Raw genomic sequence first — 20,537 nt, 5'->3', positions numbered from 1 at the left:
CTTGTGCGCGTGTGGCGGAATTGGCAGACGCACTAGACTTAGGATCTAGCGTCTTTGACGTGGGGGTTCAAGTCCCTCCACGCGCACCATTAATGCGGACGTGGCTCAGCGGTAGAGCATCGCCTTGCCAAGGCGAGGGTCGCGGGTTCGATTCCCGTCGTCCGCTCCATTTGCGCCCTTAGCTCAGCTGGATAGAGCGTTTGACTACGAATCAAAAGGTCGGGAGTTCGAATCTCTCAGGGCGTGCCATTTTTCAAAAAAGATTAATATCGGGATGTAGCTCAGCTTGGTAGAGCACCTGGTTTGGGACCAGGGGGTCGCATGTTCAAATCGTGTCATCCCGATTTGCTTAACAATTGAGGCCCGGCAAAAGTAACCGGAATATGCTTTGAAGCATAACGTCACTTTTGTGGGTTGATATGCGGGTGTAGTTCAATGGTAGAACTCCAGCCTTCCAAGCTGGTAGCGTGGGTTCGATTCCCATCACCCGCTCCATACATAAGCAGGACATCACCGTGTGTGATGTTTTTTTTACATATTCATACGACTATCCTGCGAAGTGTTAATGCAATAAAGAATGCTGTCGTATCAACGGTTTATAGGACTAATGTCCGTGGGCTATGGGTATAACATGACCATGAGTTTTGTCGATTTGGCTAATTTTTTCGCCTGAAAAATGCAGATTTTCATTCGCTTTTATTGTATGATGTTAGGAAGGCGTTACGTCCTATAGATAAACTGCTGAAACGGGTTGAGATGGGAGGAGTAGCATGACTGAACTTACAGTAACCGCAAAAAGCAATTCCAACAATCTGCTGCGGCGAGATGTACGGTTCCTTGGCAATATTCTTGGAGAAGTTCTTGTCCATCAAGGAGGCAATGAGCTTTTAGATATAGTTGAGAAAATTCGCGAAACGAGTAAATCGTTGCGATCCGTATTCTTGCCAGAATTGTTTGCAGATTTCAAAAGGATCATCAGCACGCTGGAACCCGACATTCGCCATCAGGTGATTCGCGCGTTTGCCATTTACTTTCAATTGGTTAACATCGCCGAACAGAATCATCGCATACGGCGTAAACGCGATTACGAGCGTTCCGCCGGGGAAAGTGTTCAACCAGGTTCCATCGAAAGTGCAGTCCAGGATTTGAAAGAGCGCAATATTACGTTTGAAGAAGTTCAAGAAATTCTCGAAAGTCTATCCCTTGAGCTGGTGATGACCGCTCATCCAACAGAAGCGATGCGTCGGGCTATTCTGGATATCCATAAACGGATAGCGGACGATGTGATGCAGCTGGACAATCCGACACTGACATTCCGCGAACGGGAGCAGCTTCGGGAGAAACTACTGAATGAAGTGATTACGCTATGGCAAACCGATGAGCTTCGTGACCGTAAACCTACTGTTTTGGATGAAGTCAGAAACGGTATGTATTATTTTCACGAAACCCTGTTTCACATTCTGCCAGAGGTTTATCAAGAACTGGAGCGCTGCCTAACTAAATATTATCCGGGTCACCATTGGCACGTTCCAACCTATTTGCGTTTCGGTTCGTGGATCGGTGGCGATCGGGACGGAAATCCTTCAGTGACGGCGGACGTAACGTGGAGAACGCTTGAAATGCAGCGGAAGCTGGCGATTCGTGAATACCAACGGATTTTGCGTGAATTCATGAAATACCTGAGCTTCAGCTCGTCAATCGTTAACGTTTCGGATGAATTGCTTCAATCCATTGAAAAAGACCGCGAGCATGTAACACTGAAGAAGATGGAAATTTGGCACAATGAGAAAGAGCCTTATCGTGTAAAACTGGTATATATGCTGGCTAAAATGAGTCACATTCTGGATGAAAACATGACGGGCGGCGAGCGTTATCAGACCCCTGAGGAATTCATCGAGGATTTGAAAATCATTGATCGAAGCCTGCGTTTCCATTTTGCTGACTATGTTGCAGACACCTATATTCAAAAGCTGATTCGCCAGGCGGAGTTGTTTGGTTTCCATACCGCAACGCTGGATATCAGACAGCATAGCCAAGAGCATGAGAATGCCATGGCCGAAATTCTGCGGAAAATGAACGTGACGCAGGACTACGCCCAATTGAGCGAAGACGAGAAGATCGAACTGCTCAATAACTTGCTTAACGATCCGCGTCCGTTGACTACGCCTTATCAGGAGTATAGCGACAGCACCGAGGAATGCCTCGAAGTATACCGTACCGTTTTCCGTGCGCAGCAGGAATTCGGCGTGAAATGCATCTCCAGTTATTTGATCAGTATGGCCGAGGGCGCAAGCGACATTCTGGAAGTGATGGTATTTGCCAAAGAAGTCGGGCTGTTCCGGAAGGATAACGACGGTTCCGTAATCGCTACGCTGCAGGCTGCGCCATTATTCGAGACGATTGACGATCTTCATGCCGCCCCGGATATCATGCGCAAGCTCTTCAGCCTGCCGATCTACCGTGAAGCGGTGAGCGCCATGAACGAACTGCAGGAGATCATGCTGGGCTACTCTGACAGCAACAAGGACGGCGGAGCCATTACGGCGAACTGGGAACTCCAGGTAGCACTCAAAGAGATTACGGCCGTAGCCAATGAATTCGGCATCAAGGTAAAATACTTCCATGGACGCGGCGGATCGCTCGGACGCGGCGGTATGCCTCTGAACCGCAGCATTTTGGCTCAGCCGGCATCGACCATTGCAGGCGGCATCAAAATTACGGAGCAGGGCGAGGTTATTTCTTCCCGTTACTCCTTGAAGGGCATTGCCTACCGTAGCTTGGATCAGGCGACCTCAGCATTAATTACGGCTTCCCTGAATGCCCGTTATCCTGAAAAAGAATCGACCGAAAAAGAGTGGGAAGTGATTTCCTCCAGCATTTCGGCCGTTTCTCAGAAAAAATATCAAGATCTGATATTCCGCGATCCGGATTTCCTTACTTTCTTCAAGGAATCCACGCCGCTTCCTGAGGTGGGCGAGCTGAATATTGGTTCCCGGCCTTCCAAGCGCAAGAACAGCGACCGTTTCGAGGACCTGAGAGCCATTCCTTGGGTGTTTGCATGGACGCAGAGCCGTTACCTGCTTCCGGCATGGTACGCGGCTGGTACGGGCTTACAGAGCTTCTACCAAGGCAAGGAAGAGAACATGAAGGTGCTTCAACAGATGTACACGGGCTATCCGTTCTTTACGTCCCTGATCGATACCCTTCAGATGGCACTTGCCAAGGCAGATCTGATCATCGCCAAGGAGTATTCCTTGATGACGAAGGATGATCAAGCACGCGAGCGCATCTTCGGTCTGATTCAGGAAGAATTCAAATTGACGAAAGAGCTGGTTCTCAAGATTACAGGACAACAGGATATTCTGGATAACCAGCCGGTTCTGCAGGAATCGATAAGACTTCGCAACCCTTACGTGGATCCGCTCAGCTATCTGCAGGTTCAACTGCTTAACGAGCTGCGTGAACTAAGGGAGCAGGAGCAGGATGATCCGGATCTGCTTCGGGAAGTACTGCTGACCATCAACGGCATTGCCGCCGGGCTTCGCAATACAGGCTGATCCCTGCAGAAGCTAAAGCTGTTTGAAAGGGATAGTATAAGGCGAGGTTCCCTAGAGGGACCTCGTTTTTTTCATCTATGCGCAGCTTGCGTCCTAATGATTAATGTATCGGTTGCAGGTGAATTGTCTTTGATACACGAATGGGATTCTTTTTGAATTATTGTTGATTTTTAGAAACAGTTGAATTACGATTTGAATGATGCGTTTTTAGACGTTACCCATCAGACCATTCTGGGGGAATTATGGTGGACAATTTGGATGTAAGACTGGCAAAGCTGGCCCGAAAAGGGGACCAAAGGGCATTTGCCGAAATCGTAGAGCTTTATAAAGACAAGATTTTTCATTTGGCTTACCGGATGCTGAGCAACCGCCATGAGGCCGAGGATGTCGTACAAGAGACTTTTTTGCGTGTTTACAAGAACCTTGACCGATATGACGAGAACCAGAAGTTCTCAACTTGGATATACCGAATTGGCACGAATCTTAGCATTGATCGGCTGCGCAAGCGCAAGCCTTCTTTCTCGTTGGACGCCGACCTGAACGAAAGCGAAGGTATGGACGGCTACTCCCTGATCCCAAGCGATAACCGTACGCCTGAGAGCGAGATGCTGCTATCGGAAACGCAGCGCATTATCCATCAGGCCATTGACGGACTTCCTGCTAAGTACAAGACCATTATGATTTTAAGGTACATCCAGGATTTATCCCTGCAAGAGATCAGCGAGATTTTGGACCTGCCTGTAACAACGATCAAAACGCGTGTACATCGTGGACGCGAATTTTTGCGGAAAAAATTAGAGTACAAATTGTGAGGAAAAAACGCCTATCGCCGTTCTTTGAGGAAGAGAGACCGCGTTTAAGGGCGCTTTTTTTCTTGCGGAAATCAGAGAGTCAGTGCCCGTAATTTTTTTCTGATTTTCTTTTAAAAAAGTTGAAACATCCCCGATTCCGGCACGTATGAACAATAAGCAAGTCTTATGCCCCTAGGGGGATAGACCCAGCAAAGAGATTGAATGAAAGGATTGGCTCACAAATGGATTGCAAATTAGCCGTCTCTTTGATGCATGATTATCTGGATAATGACTTGTCCGACCCGCAGCAGCTAGAATTGCAGAAGCATTTGCTGGATTGTGCTGACTGTCGGAATTACTTCGAGAAGCTGGAGCATACCGATATGCTTCTTTTTTCCTTAACTCATCATGCGACCAAGCCATCCGATGATTTAACGGAACGTATAATGGGCATGCTGCCGCAGCCCAAGAAACAAAAAGCTTGGGTCAAATGGGTTAAGAATCATCCTGCGCTCACGGCTGCAGCTTTGTTTTTGGTCGTCATGCTCTTTAGCACGATCAGTTTCTGGAGTCAGGACACTCAGCTGGTTGTAAAGAGCGATGAATTCGAAAAGCTGGTGATTGAAGGGGATACGGTCATTATTCCACCGGATCAGATCATCACGGGAGATATTACGGTCGAGAACGGAAAAACTAAGGTTTACGGTCAGGTTAATGGCAATGTGACCGTTATCGACGGAGAATTATTTCAGGCTTCCACCGCGCATATAGCGGGTCAAGTGAAGGATATAGATAGAGCCATGGATTGGATATGGTATAAGATCTCCACTCTGTTTACAGATGCCGCTTACCGCTAGGTGAAAACCGCAATTACGAAGCAAAGGCGCCTCTTTTCAGTGAAAAGACGGCGCTTCTTTTGTTGATTTTATGCGGATTTGCATGGAAAGCGGAGGGAGTCCGCTTGCATCGGAAAGATTAACGTTATAACCTAGAGAGTGTAGAGTACATACTACATATATAGTCTCATGCGTTATTAAAGAGGATGTTCAAGAATCTCCGCGTGATTAGAAGGATGATGGAAAGCAGGCTCGGTTTCAAACCAGGGCGTTCATCTTCGAAGGAACCGGATTTTTTGGGCCCGCACTTAAAGGAAATGACGGGGGTTGCTGTATGGTGGAGTATTTCACAGATATGACCTGGGGTGAATCCATTAAAGATATCATCGATATCCTTATCGTTACTTATATAATATACCAGATGATTCTGCTCGTCCGCGGCACGCGGGCGGTCCAGCTGCTCAAAGGAATTTTGGTGCTGGTGGTCATCTGGGCGCTGAGCACCTGGTTTGATCTGTATACGCTCAAGTGGCTGATGAACCAGATCTTTACCTTTGGGGTGCTGGCGATCTTTATTATCTTCCAGCCTGAGCTCAGACGCGGTCTGGAGCAGCTCGGCCGAGGCAAGCTGTTCGGGCGGACCGCGGATATTGACGAGGAAACGAATAAGTTAATCAGCGAAACCATTAAGGCGGTTAATTATTTGTCGCGGCGCAAAATCGGGGCGCTGATCGTGTTTGAGCGGACGACAGGCCTGAATGAATACGTAGAATCGGGAATTCCGATGGGATCGGTGATCAGCTCGGAATTGTTCATCAACATTTTTATACCGAATACGCCTCTCCATGACGGAGCCGTCATTATTCAGAACGGCCAAATCGCGGCCGCCGGCTGTTATTTACCGCTATCGGAGAATCCTTTCATCAGTAAGGAGCTGGGGACGCGGCACCGTGCCGCTATCGGAATCAGTGAAGTGGGGGATGCGATTTCGGTTGTCGTATCCGAGGAGACTGGGCAAGTATCGCTGGCCTTAAATGGACAAGTGGTTCGGGATATTAAGGAAGAGTCTCTGATATCGAAATTGTATGAGGAGCTCAGACCTGCCGCGTCCATCAAGGAGAAACGCACGTTCTTCTGGAAACGGAAGGGGGACGGCAGCAATGGATAAATGGATCAAGAACAACACGGCAAGCAAACTCATTGCACTCGCTGTCAGCATTCTGTTATGGGCAATGGTTCATATGGACAGCGGAACGCCAGCACCGCCCACGACCTTTTATGATACCAAGATCATTGAAGGCGTTAAGATTCAAACCTATGGATTTGATGACGGCGAATATGTGCTAACCGGCATTGATCAAGATCGCGTGAATCTTGAGGTGCGGGGGAAGAAATCCAATATTTCGCTTTTGACCGACGAATATAAAGTAAAGCTCGATCTGAGCAACGTCAAAGAACCGGGAACGCACACACTTCCTCTGACTTACTCCATCCCAAGCGGCGTGGAGATGGTATCGATGGAACCATCCGTTGTTACGGTGACCGTAGAGCCGAGAGTGTCGAAATCCGTGACGGTAAGTATTGGCACGAAGGGCGAGCCTGCTAAAGATTACCGGGCCGGAACGCCCGTGCTGATTGACCCAAGGCAAGTCACGGTTACCCTGCCGGAATCGTCGATGGCAAATTTAGGGCAGGTCAAAGGTAACGTGGAGCTTGATGGAGCCAAAGAGAAGATTACGGAGAAACGAGTCAAGCTAACAGCATATGATAAAGAAGGCGCCGAAATGGAGGATGCGGTCATTGAGCCTGCTACGGTAGCGGCTGAAGTACCGATTGAGCCTGCATTTGTCACCCTGCCGCTGGAGCTTCAATATACCGGAAGGCTGCCGGAAGGGTTTGTCTTATCCAAGGTAGAACAGAAGGTCAAAGAAGTGAAGCTGTTCGGCAGCAAAGAGGTACTGGCAGGAGCTGAGACCTATATCGAAGCCGCCATCAATCTGGGAGAAGTTAGAAATTCGGGAACAACAGTGCTTACGGCCGACTTGACGCCGCCTGAAGGTTTTGAGAAAATCGAGCCGAGCTCTGTAACGGTTGAAGTTACGGCTGTATCGCATGGAGAACGGGAGATTACCGGCATTCCGATCACGTTAAAAGGTGTCGCCTCCGGCCTGGATGCCGTCATTACGGATCCAAAGACGAAGACGATCTCGTTGACGCTCACCGGTGCGCCTGACTTGCTTAATAGTCTGGAGCCAACGGATATTGGAGCTGAAGCGAACGCGACCGGCTTGAAAGCCGGCGTCCATGAAATTCCGCTGCAGATTACGCTGCCTAATTTCATCAACCGCACGGATCAGGATCGCCCTGTGATAAAGATAGAGCTCAAGGATAATTCGAAACCCGTGACAACGAACCCGGGTACTTCGAACAACGAGGGGACCGACAAAGACAAGCCTGATGTACCGGGGACGGGAACGGGCACTGGAACTGGAACAGGGACGGGCAATGATCAAGGGGAGGATCCGGAGACGCCTCCCGCGAATGAGGGCACGGATAACTCCGGGTCAGGAGAAAACCCATCACATCCGCCGGGAGACGGATCAAGCGATGGAACAACGGGTACAGAAACATCCAATGATGGATAATATCGAAGAGTAGATAAAGGAGTATATAAAACATGGGGAAATATTTTGGTACAGATGGAGTAAGAGGGGTTGCGAATCAAGAATTGACGGCGGAAATGGCTTACAGCATCGGCCGCTGCGGCGGCTATGTGCTTACGGGCGATAAAGAGAAGCCAACCGTTATCATCGGGATGGATACCCGGGTATCCGGCGCAATGCTGGAGTCGGCTCTGGTTGCAGGCCTGCTGTCCATTGGCGCACACGTCATTCGCCTTGGCGTCGTAAGTACGCCGGCGGTGGCTTATATTACAAGACTTTTGAAGGCTGATGCGGGCGTTATGATCTCGGCTTCGCATAACCCGGTGCAGGATAACGGCATCAAGTTCTTCGGTGGCGACGGTTTCAAGCTGTCCGATGAAACCGAGCTCAAGATTGAAGAGCTGATGGATGCGGAAACCGACAATCTGCCGCGACCGATCGGGGCTGATTTAGGTGAATTGCTGGTAGATAACGAATCTAAGTATAAATACCTGGAATATTTGAAAACGACGATCAGCAACCGGTTCGACGGCCTGAAAATCGTGCTGGACTGTGCAAACGGGGCTGCGTATGAGCTCGCTCCGAAGCTGTTCCGTGAATTGGGTGCGGATGTGATCACCATCGGCGCTGAGCCGAATGGCCTGAATATCAATGATCACTGCGGATCGACTCACCCGGAGAAACTCGTCGAGGCCGTACTCCAGCATGGCGCTGACCTCGGACTGGCTTTTGACGGAGATGCGGATCGCCTGATTGCCATCGATGCTAAAGGCGAGGAAGTAGACGGCGATTTCATCCTGTGCATTTGCGGGGATGCCATGAACCGTGCCGGCAAGCTGAAGGAAGGTACGATCGTTTCGACCGTGATGAGCAACATCGGTTTCTATAAAGCATGCGACAGCCTGAAGCTGAAGACGGCAAAAACGGCAGTCGGCGACCGCTACGTCATGGAAGAAATGCGCCGCGGCGGATACAACCTGGGTGGCGAGCAGTCGGGACATGTCATTTTCCTGGACCACAACACCACAGGAGACGGCATTCTGACCGGGATTCAATTGGTGGATACGCTGGTAGCCTCCGGCAAGCCGCTGCATGAGCTGAAGAGCAGCATGCGCAAGTATCCGCAAGTACTCGTTAATGTCCGCGTTGGCGATAAGAGCAAGTACCAAGGCAATACCATTATCGAGTCTGCGATTGCGGAAGTTGAAGGCATTCTGGGGGATAACGGTCGTGTCCTGGTGCGCCCATCGGGAACGGAATCCCTCATTCGCGTCATGGCGGAAGGCCCGGACAAAGATGAGCTTGACCGTTATGTAACACAGATTGCAGACGTGGTGAAGCGGGAATTGGCGTAAGACTAAGGGTGTATTTTTTAAGGAAAGCAGACTAATTTCTGTCAGGGCCAGTGAACTATGAAGTTTCGGTTCACTGGCCCGCTGTTTTCCAGAATGCCGGTCTAATGAAAGCGCAACACCCCCTGTCCTGCCTGCAAAGATGAGCTTGTTCGGCATCGCTTGCGAAAATAGGTCATTCGGTGTCATTCATGGGGTTAATCCAAGGTAGGGCTTGGCATTGTCAGGAACCAGCCGAGTTGCCAAAGCGATAGGGCATGAATATAATAAAGGATGTCATTCAAGAATAGAAAGCGAGGATCGTGAGGTTACTTCAAGCTTCATAAGCGCCAGAGCTTGTACCTGCGCGGGGATTGGTTATAGCCATGCTAAGGATAACCAAACGGCAGAACGCAAGTTGACGAGGTAGAGGTGTTCGGATTATTCGGCGGGGACCTCTCGGTTATGCATCAACCGTAAGCGGATAACGGAAAAGGGATGGGCGACCGTTCTTACAACGTATTCGCAGATGCTTATTCATCACTTATATACAAAACATGAATGTGCGATCTAGAACAGGGCAGCGCGGTGGAAGAAGAGTGCATTCATGTCTGTTCAACTAAACAGCCTAACGAATTGCTGAGTTTCTTGAACGTTGATAATTGAATAGATCATTCTTCTTTCCTGATGCCGCACAGATGCTGCCGTGTTCTATTTTCCGCCTAACTATTATTGGGAAATCGAACGGAGGAATCATAATATGTGTGGTATTGTCGGATATATTGGAAATCAGAAAACGCAAGCGGTGTTGATCGAGGGATTGAGAAAGCTTGAGTATCGTGGATACGATTCAGCAGGGATTGCCGTCTTTACGAATGAAGGCCTGCGCGTTGCGAAGGCACAAGGACGTCTTGCCAATCTGGAGGAGCGACTGGAGTCTGCACCACTGGTAGGGACCGCAGGTATCGGTCATACCCGTTGGGCAACCCATGGCCGTCCATCGGACGTGAATTCGCATCCGCATACGGACGAAAGCCAGAAGTTTTCCGTTGTTCATAACGGAATCGTTGAGAACTATCTGGAGCTGAAGGAAGAGCTGATCAGCCAAGGACACCAGTTTGCTTCGGAGACCGATACGGAAGTTATTTCCCATCTCATTGCGCGAGAATATGACGGAGATATCGTTAAGGCTGTGCAGAAGGCGATCTCTTACATGAGAGGCGCATTTGCCCTTGGCGTATTGACCGAGTATGAGCCGGATCGATTGGTGGCTGTGCGTCAAGCAAGCCCGCTTATTATCGGTCTTGGCGAAGGTGAGAACTTCATCGGTTCTGATATTCCGGCTATTTTGAAATATACGCGTAACGTTTATATTCTCAACGATGGAGAGATGGCCCTGCTGACGGCAGATGCTGTCGAATTAATGACCATTGAGGGGAACTTTATTTCTCGGGAAATGATTCGTGTCGACTGGGATGCCGTTACAGCAGAAAAAGGCGGATTCGATCACTTCATGCTGAAGGAGATCCACGAACAGCCAAAAGCATACCGGGATACGATGCTGGGCCGTGTGGATGAGAGCGGACGTAAAGTCGTTCTGCCTGAGCTGAAGCTGACACAGGAACAGATCAAGAACATTCGCAATGTTCAGATCGTCGCCTGCGGTACGGCTTACCATGCCGGGCTGGTGGGACGCAGCGTGATCGAAGAGATGGTGCGCATTCCGGTCGAAAATGACGTGGCGTCCGAGTACCGTTACCGCTCGCCGATCGTCACGCCGGAGACCCTTGTCATCGTAGTGAGCCAATCCGGCGAGACGGCAGATACCTTGGCTGCGCTTCGTGAAGCGCAAAGCCATGGCGCTCATGTTCTGGCCATCACGAACGTTGTGGGCAGCTCGATTGCCCGAGAAGCCAACGATGTGCTTGGCACCCTGGCTGGTCCGGAGATTGCCGTAGCCTCCACGAAGGCTTACACCTCGCAGTTGATTGCGTTCTATCTGTTTGGTCTGTACCTGGCTCAAGTGCGCGGTACGATGACAGAAGACGCCGTTGCTGAAGTGATTGCAGCAATGGAAGCACTGCCTGAACAGGTAGAGTCCATGCTGACCAACGCGGAATCGATCAAGGGATATGCCGAGCAGATTGCTGAGCATGAGAACCTGTTCTTCATCGGCCGCGGCCAAGACTACGCCGTAGCTCAGGAAGGCTCCCTCAAGCTGAAGGAGATCTCTTACATTCACTCCGAGGCTTATGCTGCCGGCGAACTGAAGCACGGTACGCTTGCCCTGATTGAAGAGGGAATTCCGGTCATTGCCTTGGCAACCCAAGAAAACGTACTTGAAAAAACGGTGAGCAATATCAAGGAAGTGAAGGCCCGCGGCGCGGAAGTGATGGCCATTACGCATGAAGAGCATGTGGCCGGCCTGCTGAAATCCGTGGATCAAGCCTTCGCCATTCCGAAGACCTTGCCGATCTTGACGGCAGCCTTGTCTGTCGTACCGCTGCAGCTGCTTGCCTACTACGCATCGCTTGCCCGTGGCAACGACGTGGATAAGCCGCGCAACCTGGCGAAGAGCGTGACGGTGGAGTAAGGCAGGAGCGGGCAATTAAGATCGATCTGCTCTAGTTGTTCTGTTAATGAAATTTAGGATTCATATCGCTTGAATTTATTAATGAAAAGGCTTCGCCCCTGGTGATTAGGGGCGAAGCCTTTTGTCATGTTCAGAAGGATTCAAGATATTAAAGTGATTAAAGATTCAATAACTTACTCGATCGATTCCACATGAATGACAGGCACCTTCGTGATCTGACCGGATGCGGCGCTTTCACTGCTTTCGCTATGGTCTTGTTGAACATCATCCGGATTGATCTCCTCGGAAGTGACGGGATTGCTTGGATTCTCAGTTTCATCCAGACGATCTCCGTCAACTTGTCCGGTCTCCGGCTCGGCAGGGTCCGGAGACGCAGGTGGTTGACTGCTTACCGGGATCTCCAGCTGCTGATACTCGCCATTGAACGTTCCGATTAGCGTCGGGCTCCCCGCAGGGAAATCCAAGTCTCCCCTTAAGACGATATAGTATCCATTACGTTCGGCAATGACTTCGCCATAGCCGCCTTGCGGGATATGGACAGAGAAGCGTACTTTCTCATTCGGATAACCCTCGATATTAGCGATATCGATGTCGGTATATTGAACCTGATACCCAGTGAATCCGTATTGGTCTCCTTGACGCTCAAAAATGGCGATCTCGTCCGGACTGACTCCTTCCAGATTCGTGACCAGCAAAGATTTGTCCGGCAGCACCTGGTAGCCTTCGGCCGTAAATTGGAACAGCGGCGTCAGATTAGAATCTCTGGTTTCGTAGGCTGAATAGAATACCAAGTCAGTCCCCGCAGAGCCCTCCACAAGGATGACAGGCTTCTTCTCGGCGCTAAGCGATTCCTCGACTGAAACCTCATGGATCGCGACATCGGACGGGTAATCGTGGTTTTGGAATAATTGCACCGATTCATCGGCATTCAAGACCGCTAAGTAGATGATGTTCCCCTCGTCGACCCCTATGGCATAGGCCAATCCTCCGAAACGATTGCCGCCTCCGCTGACGTAGCTGAAGCTGCCTTTCAGACCGGCCATGTGGAACAAACGAATCGGATCGTGGATCGTCCAGGCCAATTCGGCAGCTTGCCGTTTACCGCTCATATCCTGGTACCCCGACAAGGCCGCATAGAGTGCGATTGCTTCCTCGTAGTTCTGGCTTTGTACCATCCTATCGGCCGCTGCGACCCAGCGGTTGATCTCATTCTGAATATACGCCATGATCTCCGCGTTCTTCCGCTCGTTCCGTTCCAGGTACTTTCTGTAGCCTGAGGCGTGAGCTGCAAAAACGGCCGGTTGTTCCCGCTGCACATCCCTTTGCAGCATGGCATACACAAGTTCATCGGCCTTTCGATTCAACCATGCAGCCGATATCGACCGGCTGGCATACTCGGAACCCATGGATTGCGACCAATTCAACAGGTCGGCATACTGCCCGGCCCCTGCCAGGCGGGTCAAAACCATCTCGTCGTACCGCTGGAACAGGCGGAGCAGCTTCTCATCCTTCTGTTTCTCGCTGCCGTAGAAGGAATCCGGAATGCGAAGCAGATTCCATTTAAAGCTGTTATCCTCGTACTGCTGCTCTTCAAGCAGCTCGTCGGCCCTGCGCGTAAACAAATCGATGAATTGCAGGAATGTCCGTTTCACATCATCGGGTATGCCATAGAACGACGCAATTTCGTCGTAATACGAGGCGTGGGATCCCTGTTGTTCCGAGAACTTCTTCTCCGCCTCAAGCAATTCGGCATATACGTTCATGAAGCCGGAGAAATCTCCGGCTTCCCCGACCTGGCTCAATCGGTGATCAAGTGAGGAAAGACTTTCCTTCATGGACGTAATGGGCCCAAGCTCTTGCAGCCTTGAAGCAAGCAGATCTTCTTTATATAGAAGGGAACGGTTATTCCGGGCCTTCTGATACCACTCTTCTGCCTGAACGAGCTTTTTCTGGGCATACAACGACTCGGCTTGCGCCATCGCCTCGATTTTTTGATAGATGTGAATTCCCTTATACCCGATCAGCAGCAGAAGGACGATACATAATAAAAGATACAAATTTCGCAGGGTTAGCGTGTTTTTCATCGTCATAACGGTATAGCCCCTCTAATCCCATTTTTGAAAATCAGGGTCCGAGCGGTAATGTTCATTATAAATAGCCGATACCCGATCCCGAAGGCCGTTCCACGACAAGCCGGGATTGCGGCGCACGATCTGATACAAGCGGAGGAAGCGGTACCTTGGCAATCCATCCGCATAGCGGCTAATGAAATCAGGAAACGTATCGATATATTTTTTCTTCCGTACCGCTGCTCCGGCAGCGTCGATCATAATCTGCCTGCCATGCTCCATCCGTAAAATGTCAGCTTCATGATTGAGCAGGTACCGAATGGCTTTGCTGTTGATCAGCTCGCGTTTAATTTTGGCGATTTCCCCGATATAGGCGGCCAGGTCCGGATCAAACTCGTCCAGAAGCAGGGGCTCGAGTTCAAGATCCATATCCTTCCGGAGGCTGAAGCTTTGCAGAAGGACGATCTGCTGCAGGCGGATCCGGTCACTCCGAACCAAGGAAGCAATTTCCCTGACGATCTCAAAGCCCAGCTGAGCATCTTCCTTGATGGCGGCGGAGGCCGTCGCTTTGTTCAGATCGAGGCCATCCAGAATCTGTTCTCGATGACTTCTTATAAGCTTGTCCAGAGCGTGCAGGGTCTCGGAATGCAGCATTCGCCGCTGGATCAGCCATAACCATACAAGCAGGATCAGCATGCAGGCAAAGGCGATCGCGATCTGCAAGAAGGTCTGACCGAGAAGCACGGCAGAGAGTCCTATAATGTAGAAAAGAAGACGGTCGCTCTGCATGGAACGTTTGGCCATGCTCCCTGCAAATTCCATAACGGGGACCAGGGACTGGCGTTTGCAGTAAGCGCAGCTATCCTCCCAAAGAATCGTGAAATTGTGGCAATGTTTGCAAATCCTTAACTTTTGGTAGACATATCTCGTTTTAGCATAGGGGCGAAGTTGCACCGGCTTTTTCTTATCCATGCTGTTCCCTCTTGGAGTTGGCCGCTTCAAGCAGAGTCTGTTGCAGCTGCTCCGGCGTCGGGGCGTTCTTCTTACGCTTGGAATAGGCCGTGATCTTGATGATGACAAAAAGAAACAAAATCCCGAGACATCCGTATGTAATCATATGTCGGTTCCTTTCGGTATCGAAATTGGTTCAAAAATAGAGGGTGAGCCTTGTGTCCTAAGTCCGGGTGGCGCGACTGATGATGTTGAACTTTGGCAGGTATAATTATATCATATGGACATAGTGCTGGGATATTTTAGTGACTGGCGTGGTATTTTCTATATAAACACAGTAGGAATATGGATATTTGCGATTATTATTTTAAGCTTCCTTTCATGTGATTTTAAGACTTTTTGCCTACAGTTAGACTAGTCTCTGACGAACGAACCGAGACATCCGCCGATGCTCGACTAAATGGATGAAGGAGTAAATCTATGCAACGTAAAAATAAATGGCTGCTCTCTCTGATGGCAGCGGTGCTGCTGATCATGACCTGGAGCGGAGGAGCCTTGCCTAAGGCAGCGGCTGCCTCCCAAGGCTCCAACATCGATGCCGTACTGGTGATGGACGCCAGCAATTCGATGAAAAATAGCGATCCGGAGCGGATTAGCGGCGAAGCGATGAAGATGTTCATCGACATGCTGGCGACAACCGGCGACAAGGTCGGCATCGTTTCCTATACCGACCGGATTCAGCGGGAGAAAGCCTTGCTTGATATTCAGTCGGAGGCGGACAAAACCGCGCTGAAGGAATTTATCGATCAGCTGGATCGCGGACCGTACACCGATATGTCCGTCGGTCTCGATGAAGCCGTGAAGGTGCTGAAGCAGGGGATGGACCCGGCACATGCGCCGATGATCGTTGTTTTGGCCGACGGTAACAATGATTTGGATCCGAATACGGGCAGGACGAGCAAGGAAGCGTCAGAGCAGTTGAACCAAGCCGTCAAGGAGGCCAAAGGAAGCAGTATTCCGATTTATACGATCGGACTCAATGCCGACGGGAAGCTGAACAAAGAAACGCTGGCTGAACTGGCCAACCAAACGGGGGGCAAATCCTTTACGACCAGTTCGGCGGATGACCTTCCGCAAATATTAAGCGAGATTTTTGCCAGCCACCAGCAGCTCAAGATCGTTCCGGTACAGTCGATTACCGGCAACGGAAGCTATCAGGAGGTTACGGTCCGCGTGCCGAATGCCAACGTGTTGGAGGCGAATATTTCCATTATGTCCTCTAGCCCGGTGGACGTGAAGCTGGTAGATCCCGCCGGTGCCGAGCAGAGCATTCCATCGGCTAGTGTGCTGCGCTCCACGTCCAATTCCTATTCGCTGCTCAAGCTGCTGAAGCCGCAGCAAGGCGACTGGAAGCTGCAGGTGAAGGGCGTATCGAAGGACAAAATCGACATCAACCTCGTGTTCAACTACGATCTGGAGCTGGCTATGGATCCTCCGCCGTCTTCCAAGGTAAAGGAAGGGGATACGATTGACATTAACGCGTACCTCGTCAGCAATGGACAGAAGCTGCAGGACCAAGAACAGTACGGCAATATGACGGCCAAGCTGTTGATCAAGGACCTGAACACCGGGGACGAGTCGGAAGTCGAACTAGAGAACAAAGAAGGCAGCTTTGTAGGGGATTACAAGATTCCGCAGAAGCATGACTACGAGCTGAGGGTGCGTGCGGAGGAGCAGAGCTTCTACCGTGAAAGCCCGCCTGTGAAGATTAGCGCGAAAGCGGCAGCCTCCGGCTCCGGCAATGGCGGGAAGGAGATGACCGGGGGCGAGGATGCGAAACCTTTTCCATTATGGCCCGTAATCATTGGCATCGCGGCGCTGCTCATTGTTGGAGCGGCAGCTTATTTCATTCTCGGCGCGATAAAGAAAGCGAACAGGGGCTTTGTCGGCCAAATCGTGATTGAGATCAGGGATGAGAATACCGGGGAGAAGACGTCCCCGCAATACAAGAAGCTGACTTCCTTCAAAGGGAAGTTCAATCTGCATCAGCTTCTGCAGCTTGCTCCGGAGCTCAAGGAAACGGAGAAAATCCTGTTCATGCCGGGCAAGAACGACCGCCTCATACTTAAGAACCTTTCTTCAGCCGTCATCGAGAAGTCCGGACGGGCTCTGGATGCAACGAACGGGACGGAGCTGAAGAACGGAGACCGGCTGAGAGTTTCCCTTCAGCAGGCGGACAAAACGATATTATTCGAATATTTGGCTTAAAGTGCGAGTTCAAAAAGGTCAATTTATCGAAAGCGGACTTTTTGAACAAACCTTTTAATGCCATGACCTATCAGGAGGGGAAGTTATGAAACCGGTAGTTAGAGAACATATACAACAGCTTGACGTTTCACTCGGAGGCGGCATTGTCAGCGAGAAAATACGGGTGGATACCATCGACAATCCGATCCTCATCATTGGACTTGGAGGGACGGGGATCGATGCGCTGCTGCGCTTGAAATATCAGATTAACCGCCGTTTCAAGCTGCCGGAGGATCCGTTGTCCAAGAAAAGAATGGACAAGCCGGATAACGTGGAGTTTCTGGCTTTTGAGACCAACGAACAGGATAAGAATAAGCGCTACAAGGGGATCGGACTGGATCCGATCAATGAATTCGTGCTTCTCTCCAATGCCGAGATCGGAGGCCTTCTCCAGAACCGCAGCATCCTGGAGCCTTACATTACGGATTGGCTGTCACCCGAGCTGAGCATTACCGACGGCATGAACGGGGCCGCAGGCGTACGCCAGGCGGGCCGCTTGCTCCTGTTCACGAAGATTACCCAAGTGGTGCAGGCGATCGACAAGAAGATCAAAACGCTGTCGGTCGGCACGAACAAAAAGCTGATGGTCTTCCTGCTGACGGGGCTCTCCGGCGGTACGGGCAGCGGCTGCTTCTTGGACATCGCCTATATCGTCCGCGGCATTATCGAACGCGATCACGGCTCTGCCGGCATCGACCGCGTGAACACGCTCGGCTATCTGTTTACGCCGGATATCAATCTGGCGAACAAAAGCTTGAGCGAGCACACGCGCGAGTACATCAAGAAGAACGGTTATGCCGCGCTCAAAGAGCTGGACTACTGGATGAACGTGGATGCCAGAGGCGAACGGTTCAAGCAGCAGTACGGCAACATTCTGAACGTGAACTCTCCGCTGCCTCCATTTAATCTATGTCATCTGATATCCGCTACGAATACGGAAGGCAAGCTGCTGGAGAATGCCTACGATTACTGCATGAACGTTACCGCGGAGAACATCACGAACTTCATGGCCAGCGAGGAAAAACAGTCCGGCGAAGAATTTGCGATCCATGACTATATCAGCAACATCCGCACCAATATTGCGCAGATGAACAAGGCGTATCCTGCCAATTACGACTACAACATCATCGGCGCATCTTCGGCCGTACTGCCGATCGAAGAGATGACGACGTATCTGGCATACCGCGTCTTCGGCAAAATGCAAACCATGTTCGAGAAAGCGCCGAGCCAGGAGGACGTCGAGAAATTTGCGAGCAAGCTGGGCATCGACCTGGACTCGATGACCAAGAACTTCGAATCCCGCGTACCGGAGCCGCTGCCCGGATACCAGAACAGCGAGCGGCTCAGCTACGCGAACGTGGTGAAGAACCAGGTCATTAATATGGACACGGAGCTGGAACAGAATTTTCTGGCTAGAGCCCGCGAGGAATACATCAAAGCGAAGAAGCAGCTGCCGGGCGAGATCGTGGCTCAGTTCAGCGATCAAATCCGCCGGATGTTCCTGCATCCGCAGCAAGGACCGTTTTACGTATCGCGGTTGATCTATACGGAGAAGGGCTTTAGCCTGCTGAAGATGCTGCTGTCCTACATCGAAGCGCTGCGGGAGAATCTGACCCGCATACCGCGGGACATCGAGTCGGCCAGAGAACAGGCGATCGATCGTCTGGGCGATGCAAAGAGCGCTTTTGTCTCGAAGGACAAGAAGAAAAACATTTATATCGAAGCCAAAATCAACGAATATTGGCTGGAAGCCGATGTGGAACGCACCGAGCAGATGATTGAATTTTACGAGGATTTATACGATCTGCTGAACCAGGAGAATAACCGGATTTATAGCGTATACACGGAGATTCTGAATGCGCTGAATTCGATTTTCGCCAAGAACGGCGACATTCTCGTGAACGGGGAAGAACAGCAGGATCATAAAGGGAACAAGACGTATTACTGGAACCTGGTCAGCGTGCCCGACATTTCCGACGTCATCAACAAAATCATGGATCAGAAGGATGTGGATGATCTCATCCGCGATTTCGCCCAGGAGCTGCTGAGTCATGCCAATCGTTGGACCCGGGAGCAGGAGATCGATGTCGTCCGTTCCATTTCGGAGTTTCTTACCGATAAATTTGGCGATCTGATCACCCGTTCGATGGAGGATTTCCTGGTCATGAAATTCGGTCAGGAGGATTCCATCGAAAAATTCGTCGAGCGCAGTATCGCCAGCAAGCTGGATGACGAAGCCGTGCCGGTCTTCCATCTGAGCAACAGCGCAGGCAATCTGTACTTCCCTTCCTGGGGCTTCGTGTCCGTGCCGGTACAGGCACCGAGCATTCTAAAGGGGATTCGCAATTATCAGAACAATTCGGTCGGGAAATCCCATTTCACCGTGAAGGAAAGCGAAGTGAAGAACCGGATCTTCTGGCTGAATACGAAGAACGGCGTGCCGCTGTTCGTCTACACGCCGCTGAAGGTTTATGAGGAAAGTTACGAACGCACGATCATGGACAAGGAAGGCGTTGGACGCCACTTGGTGCAGACGGACCGCAACAATTGGACGTACCTGCCGTCGCCGATTCCCGAAAAATCCTGGGGGGATACCTACGTCAACCCGCGGGTTCAGGAGTACAATGCCCGGGTTCGGTCCGAATTCAGCCAAGCGCTTGAGTATAAGGTCGTCATCCAGAAGGACGTTGACCAGAATACGAGCAGCCGTTATGCGGTCGTGTTTACGAAGCCGTTTGACCTGAATGAGCTGCTTCGCGCTTATGATCTGCAGCTCGATAGTCCCAAGCCTAACCTTGGCGAGGTCAAGCGGGCATGGACCGAGCTGAAGCGATTGATGAACGAGGGGCTGGAGCGGGTAGGCTCCAAGGATATTTTCAACAGCATCAACGAGGAAATGGCCAAGGAGAATTTGATCCGTTCTCCGGAAATGATCCGCATCGTCCGGGAAGAGCTGAAGAAATATGCTGCCATCGCGGCCAAAATCACGGAATTCGAGCTCTTGATCAGCGACAATCAGAATGAAGAGAAGTGGCTTGATCAATTCATCGAGGCGTTGTACACCGGGACGATCACCAAGAAGGGTGCGCTCTTCGTTTATGATCGCGATCCGGAGGAAGATTCCTGGGAGCCGTTTGCCAACCTGCTGAAAAGCGTGAACGACGTGGAGTATGAAGTCTACAAGCACTTCCGTCAGCTGGACGAGAAAAGCCGCAGCACGCTGCTTCGCAAATCCTCCCGCCGCGATCAGGAGCTGACCGCTTCCGAGGATATTACGCCGCTGCTCACGAAGCTGGAAGAATTGGCCGAACGGTTCCTGGAAACGCGCGACCGGCTGGAATACGAGAAGGTGGAGCTTGCGGACGGCGAAGAGCGATACCAGTTCTACAGACAGGTATCTTCGAAATTAAATGACATCCGAAGAAGGTTGAAATAGACG

Annotated in this window: 12 protein-coding genes and 5 tRNA genes; 14 read left to right on the top strand and 3 right to left on the bottom strand. The window is 50.8% G+C overall.

The window, feature by feature from the left end; all coding sequences use genetic code 11:
- Positions 1-5 precede the first annotated feature (5 nt).
- The 12 genes from RB298_RS08600 to glmS all read left to right on the top strand — a co-directional run bounded on the left by RB298_RS08600 (position 6) and on the right by glmS (position 11,771).
- A tRNA-Leu gene (locus RB298_RS08600) sits at positions 6-89 on the top strand.
- 5 nt (positions 90-94) lie between these two features.
- A tRNA-Gly gene (locus RB298_RS08595) sits at positions 95-169 on the top strand.
- A 3-nt stretch (positions 170-172) separates the two neighbouring features.
- A tRNA-Arg gene (locus RB298_RS08590) sits at positions 173-249 on the top strand.
- A 21-nt stretch (positions 250-270) separates the two neighbouring features.
- Positions 271-344, top strand: a tRNA-Pro gene (locus RB298_RS08585).
- 77 nt (positions 345-421) lie between these two features.
- A tRNA-Gly gene (locus tag RB298_RS08580) sits at positions 422-495 on the top strand.
- A 275-nt stretch (positions 496-770) separates the two neighbouring features.
- Positions 771-3,557: a phosphoenolpyruvate carboxylase gene (gene ppc / locus RB298_RS08575; protein ID WP_096776852.1), complete on the top strand. Its 2,787-nt coding sequence runs from the start codon at positions 771-773 to the stop codon at positions 3,555-3,557.
- Positions 3,558-3,799: 242 nt separating this feature from the next.
- Entirely contained in the window at positions 3,800-4,369 is a 570-nt protein-coding gene (gene sigW / locus RB298_RS08570) for an RNA polymerase sigma factor SigW (RefSeq protein ID WP_009589526.1), read from the top strand.
- A 221-nt stretch (positions 4,370-4,590) separates the two neighbouring features.
- Positions 4,591-5,205, top strand: coding sequence for a zf-HC2 domain-containing protein (locus RB298_RS08565; protein ID WP_009589556.1), 615 nt, complete (start codon positions 4,591-4,593; stop codon positions 5,203-5,205).
- A gap of 313 nt (positions 5,206-5,518) precedes the next feature.
- Complete coding sequence (cdaA, locus tag RB298_RS08560) at positions 5,519-6,352, top strand: diadenylate cyclase CdaA (protein ID WP_015737608.1); 834 nt, start codon at positions 5,519-5,521, stop codon at positions 6,350-6,352.
- Positions 6,345-7,829: a CdaR family protein gene (locus tag RB298_RS08555; RefSeq protein ID WP_096776853.1), complete on the top strand. Its 1,485-nt coding sequence runs from the start codon at positions 6,345-6,347 to the stop codon at positions 7,827-7,829. Before cdaA ends, RB298_RS08555 begins: the two co-directional genes overlap by 8 nt.
- Positions 7,830-7,861: 32 nt before the next feature.
- Positions 7,862-9,202, top strand: a complete 1,341-nt coding sequence (glmM, locus tag RB298_RS08550; RefSeq protein WP_486046794.1) for a phosphoglucosamine mutase — start codon at positions 7,862-7,864, stop codon at positions 9,200-9,202.
- A gap of 736 nt (positions 9,203-9,938) precedes the next feature.
- Complete coding sequence (gene glmS, locus RB298_RS08545) at positions 9,939-11,771, top strand: glutamine--fructose-6-phosphate transaminase (isomerizing) (RefSeq protein WP_486046792.1); 1,833 nt, start codon at positions 9,939-9,941, stop codon at positions 11,769-11,771.
- 173 nt (positions 11,772-11,944) lie between these two features.
- On the opposite strand, the gene RB298_RS08540 is transcribed toward glmS, so the two are convergent.
- Genes RB298_RS08540 through RB298_RS08530 form a run of 3 tightly spaced genes read right to left on the bottom strand, consistent with a single transcriptional unit; the run spans position 11,945 to position 14,957 of the window.
- Positions 11,945-13,861: a hypothetical protein gene (locus tag RB298_RS08540; RefSeq protein WP_486046790.1), complete on the bottom strand. Its 1,917-nt coding sequence runs from the start codon at positions 13,859-13,861 to the stop codon at positions 11,945-11,947.
- 15 nt (positions 13,862-13,876) lie between these two features.
- Positions 13,877-14,812, bottom strand: coding sequence for a hypothetical protein (locus RB298_RS08535; RefSeq protein WP_486046788.1), 936 nt, complete (start codon positions 14,810-14,812; stop codon positions 13,877-13,879).
- Positions 14,805-14,957, bottom strand: a complete 153-nt coding sequence (locus RB298_RS08530) for a hypothetical protein (RefSeq protein ID WP_009589533.1) — start codon at positions 14,955-14,957, stop codon at positions 14,805-14,807. The genes RB298_RS08535 and RB298_RS08530 overlap by 8 nt, the downstream gene beginning before the upstream one ends.
- Before the next feature lie 314 nt (positions 14,958-15,271).
- Between RB298_RS08530 and RB298_RS08525 the strand changes: the two genes are divergently transcribed.
- Together RB298_RS08525 and RB298_RS08520 are read left to right on the top strand one after the other, a co-directional pair.
- A complete protein-coding gene (locus RB298_RS08525; protein WP_486046786.1) occupies positions 15,272-17,059 on the top strand; it encodes a vWA domain-containing protein in 1,788 nt (595 codons plus the stop codon).
- 85 nt (positions 17,060-17,144) lie between these two features.
- Complete coding sequence (locus tag RB298_RS08520) at positions 17,145-20,534, top strand: tubulin-like doman-containing protein (protein WP_213580915.1); 3,390 nt, start codon at positions 17,145-17,147, stop codon at positions 20,532-20,534.
- Positions 20,535-20,537 lie beyond the last annotated feature (3 nt).

The sequence above is a fragment of the Priestia sp. BR_2 genome, assembly GCF_041954005.1.
Classification (GTDB): domain Bacteria; phylum Bacillota; class Bacilli; order Paenibacillales; family Paenibacillaceae; genus Paenibacillus_AQ; species Paenibacillus_AQ lautus_A.
Note: the sequence above shows the minus strand (reverse complement) of the source record. Positions and strands in the feature narration are given on the sequence as shown.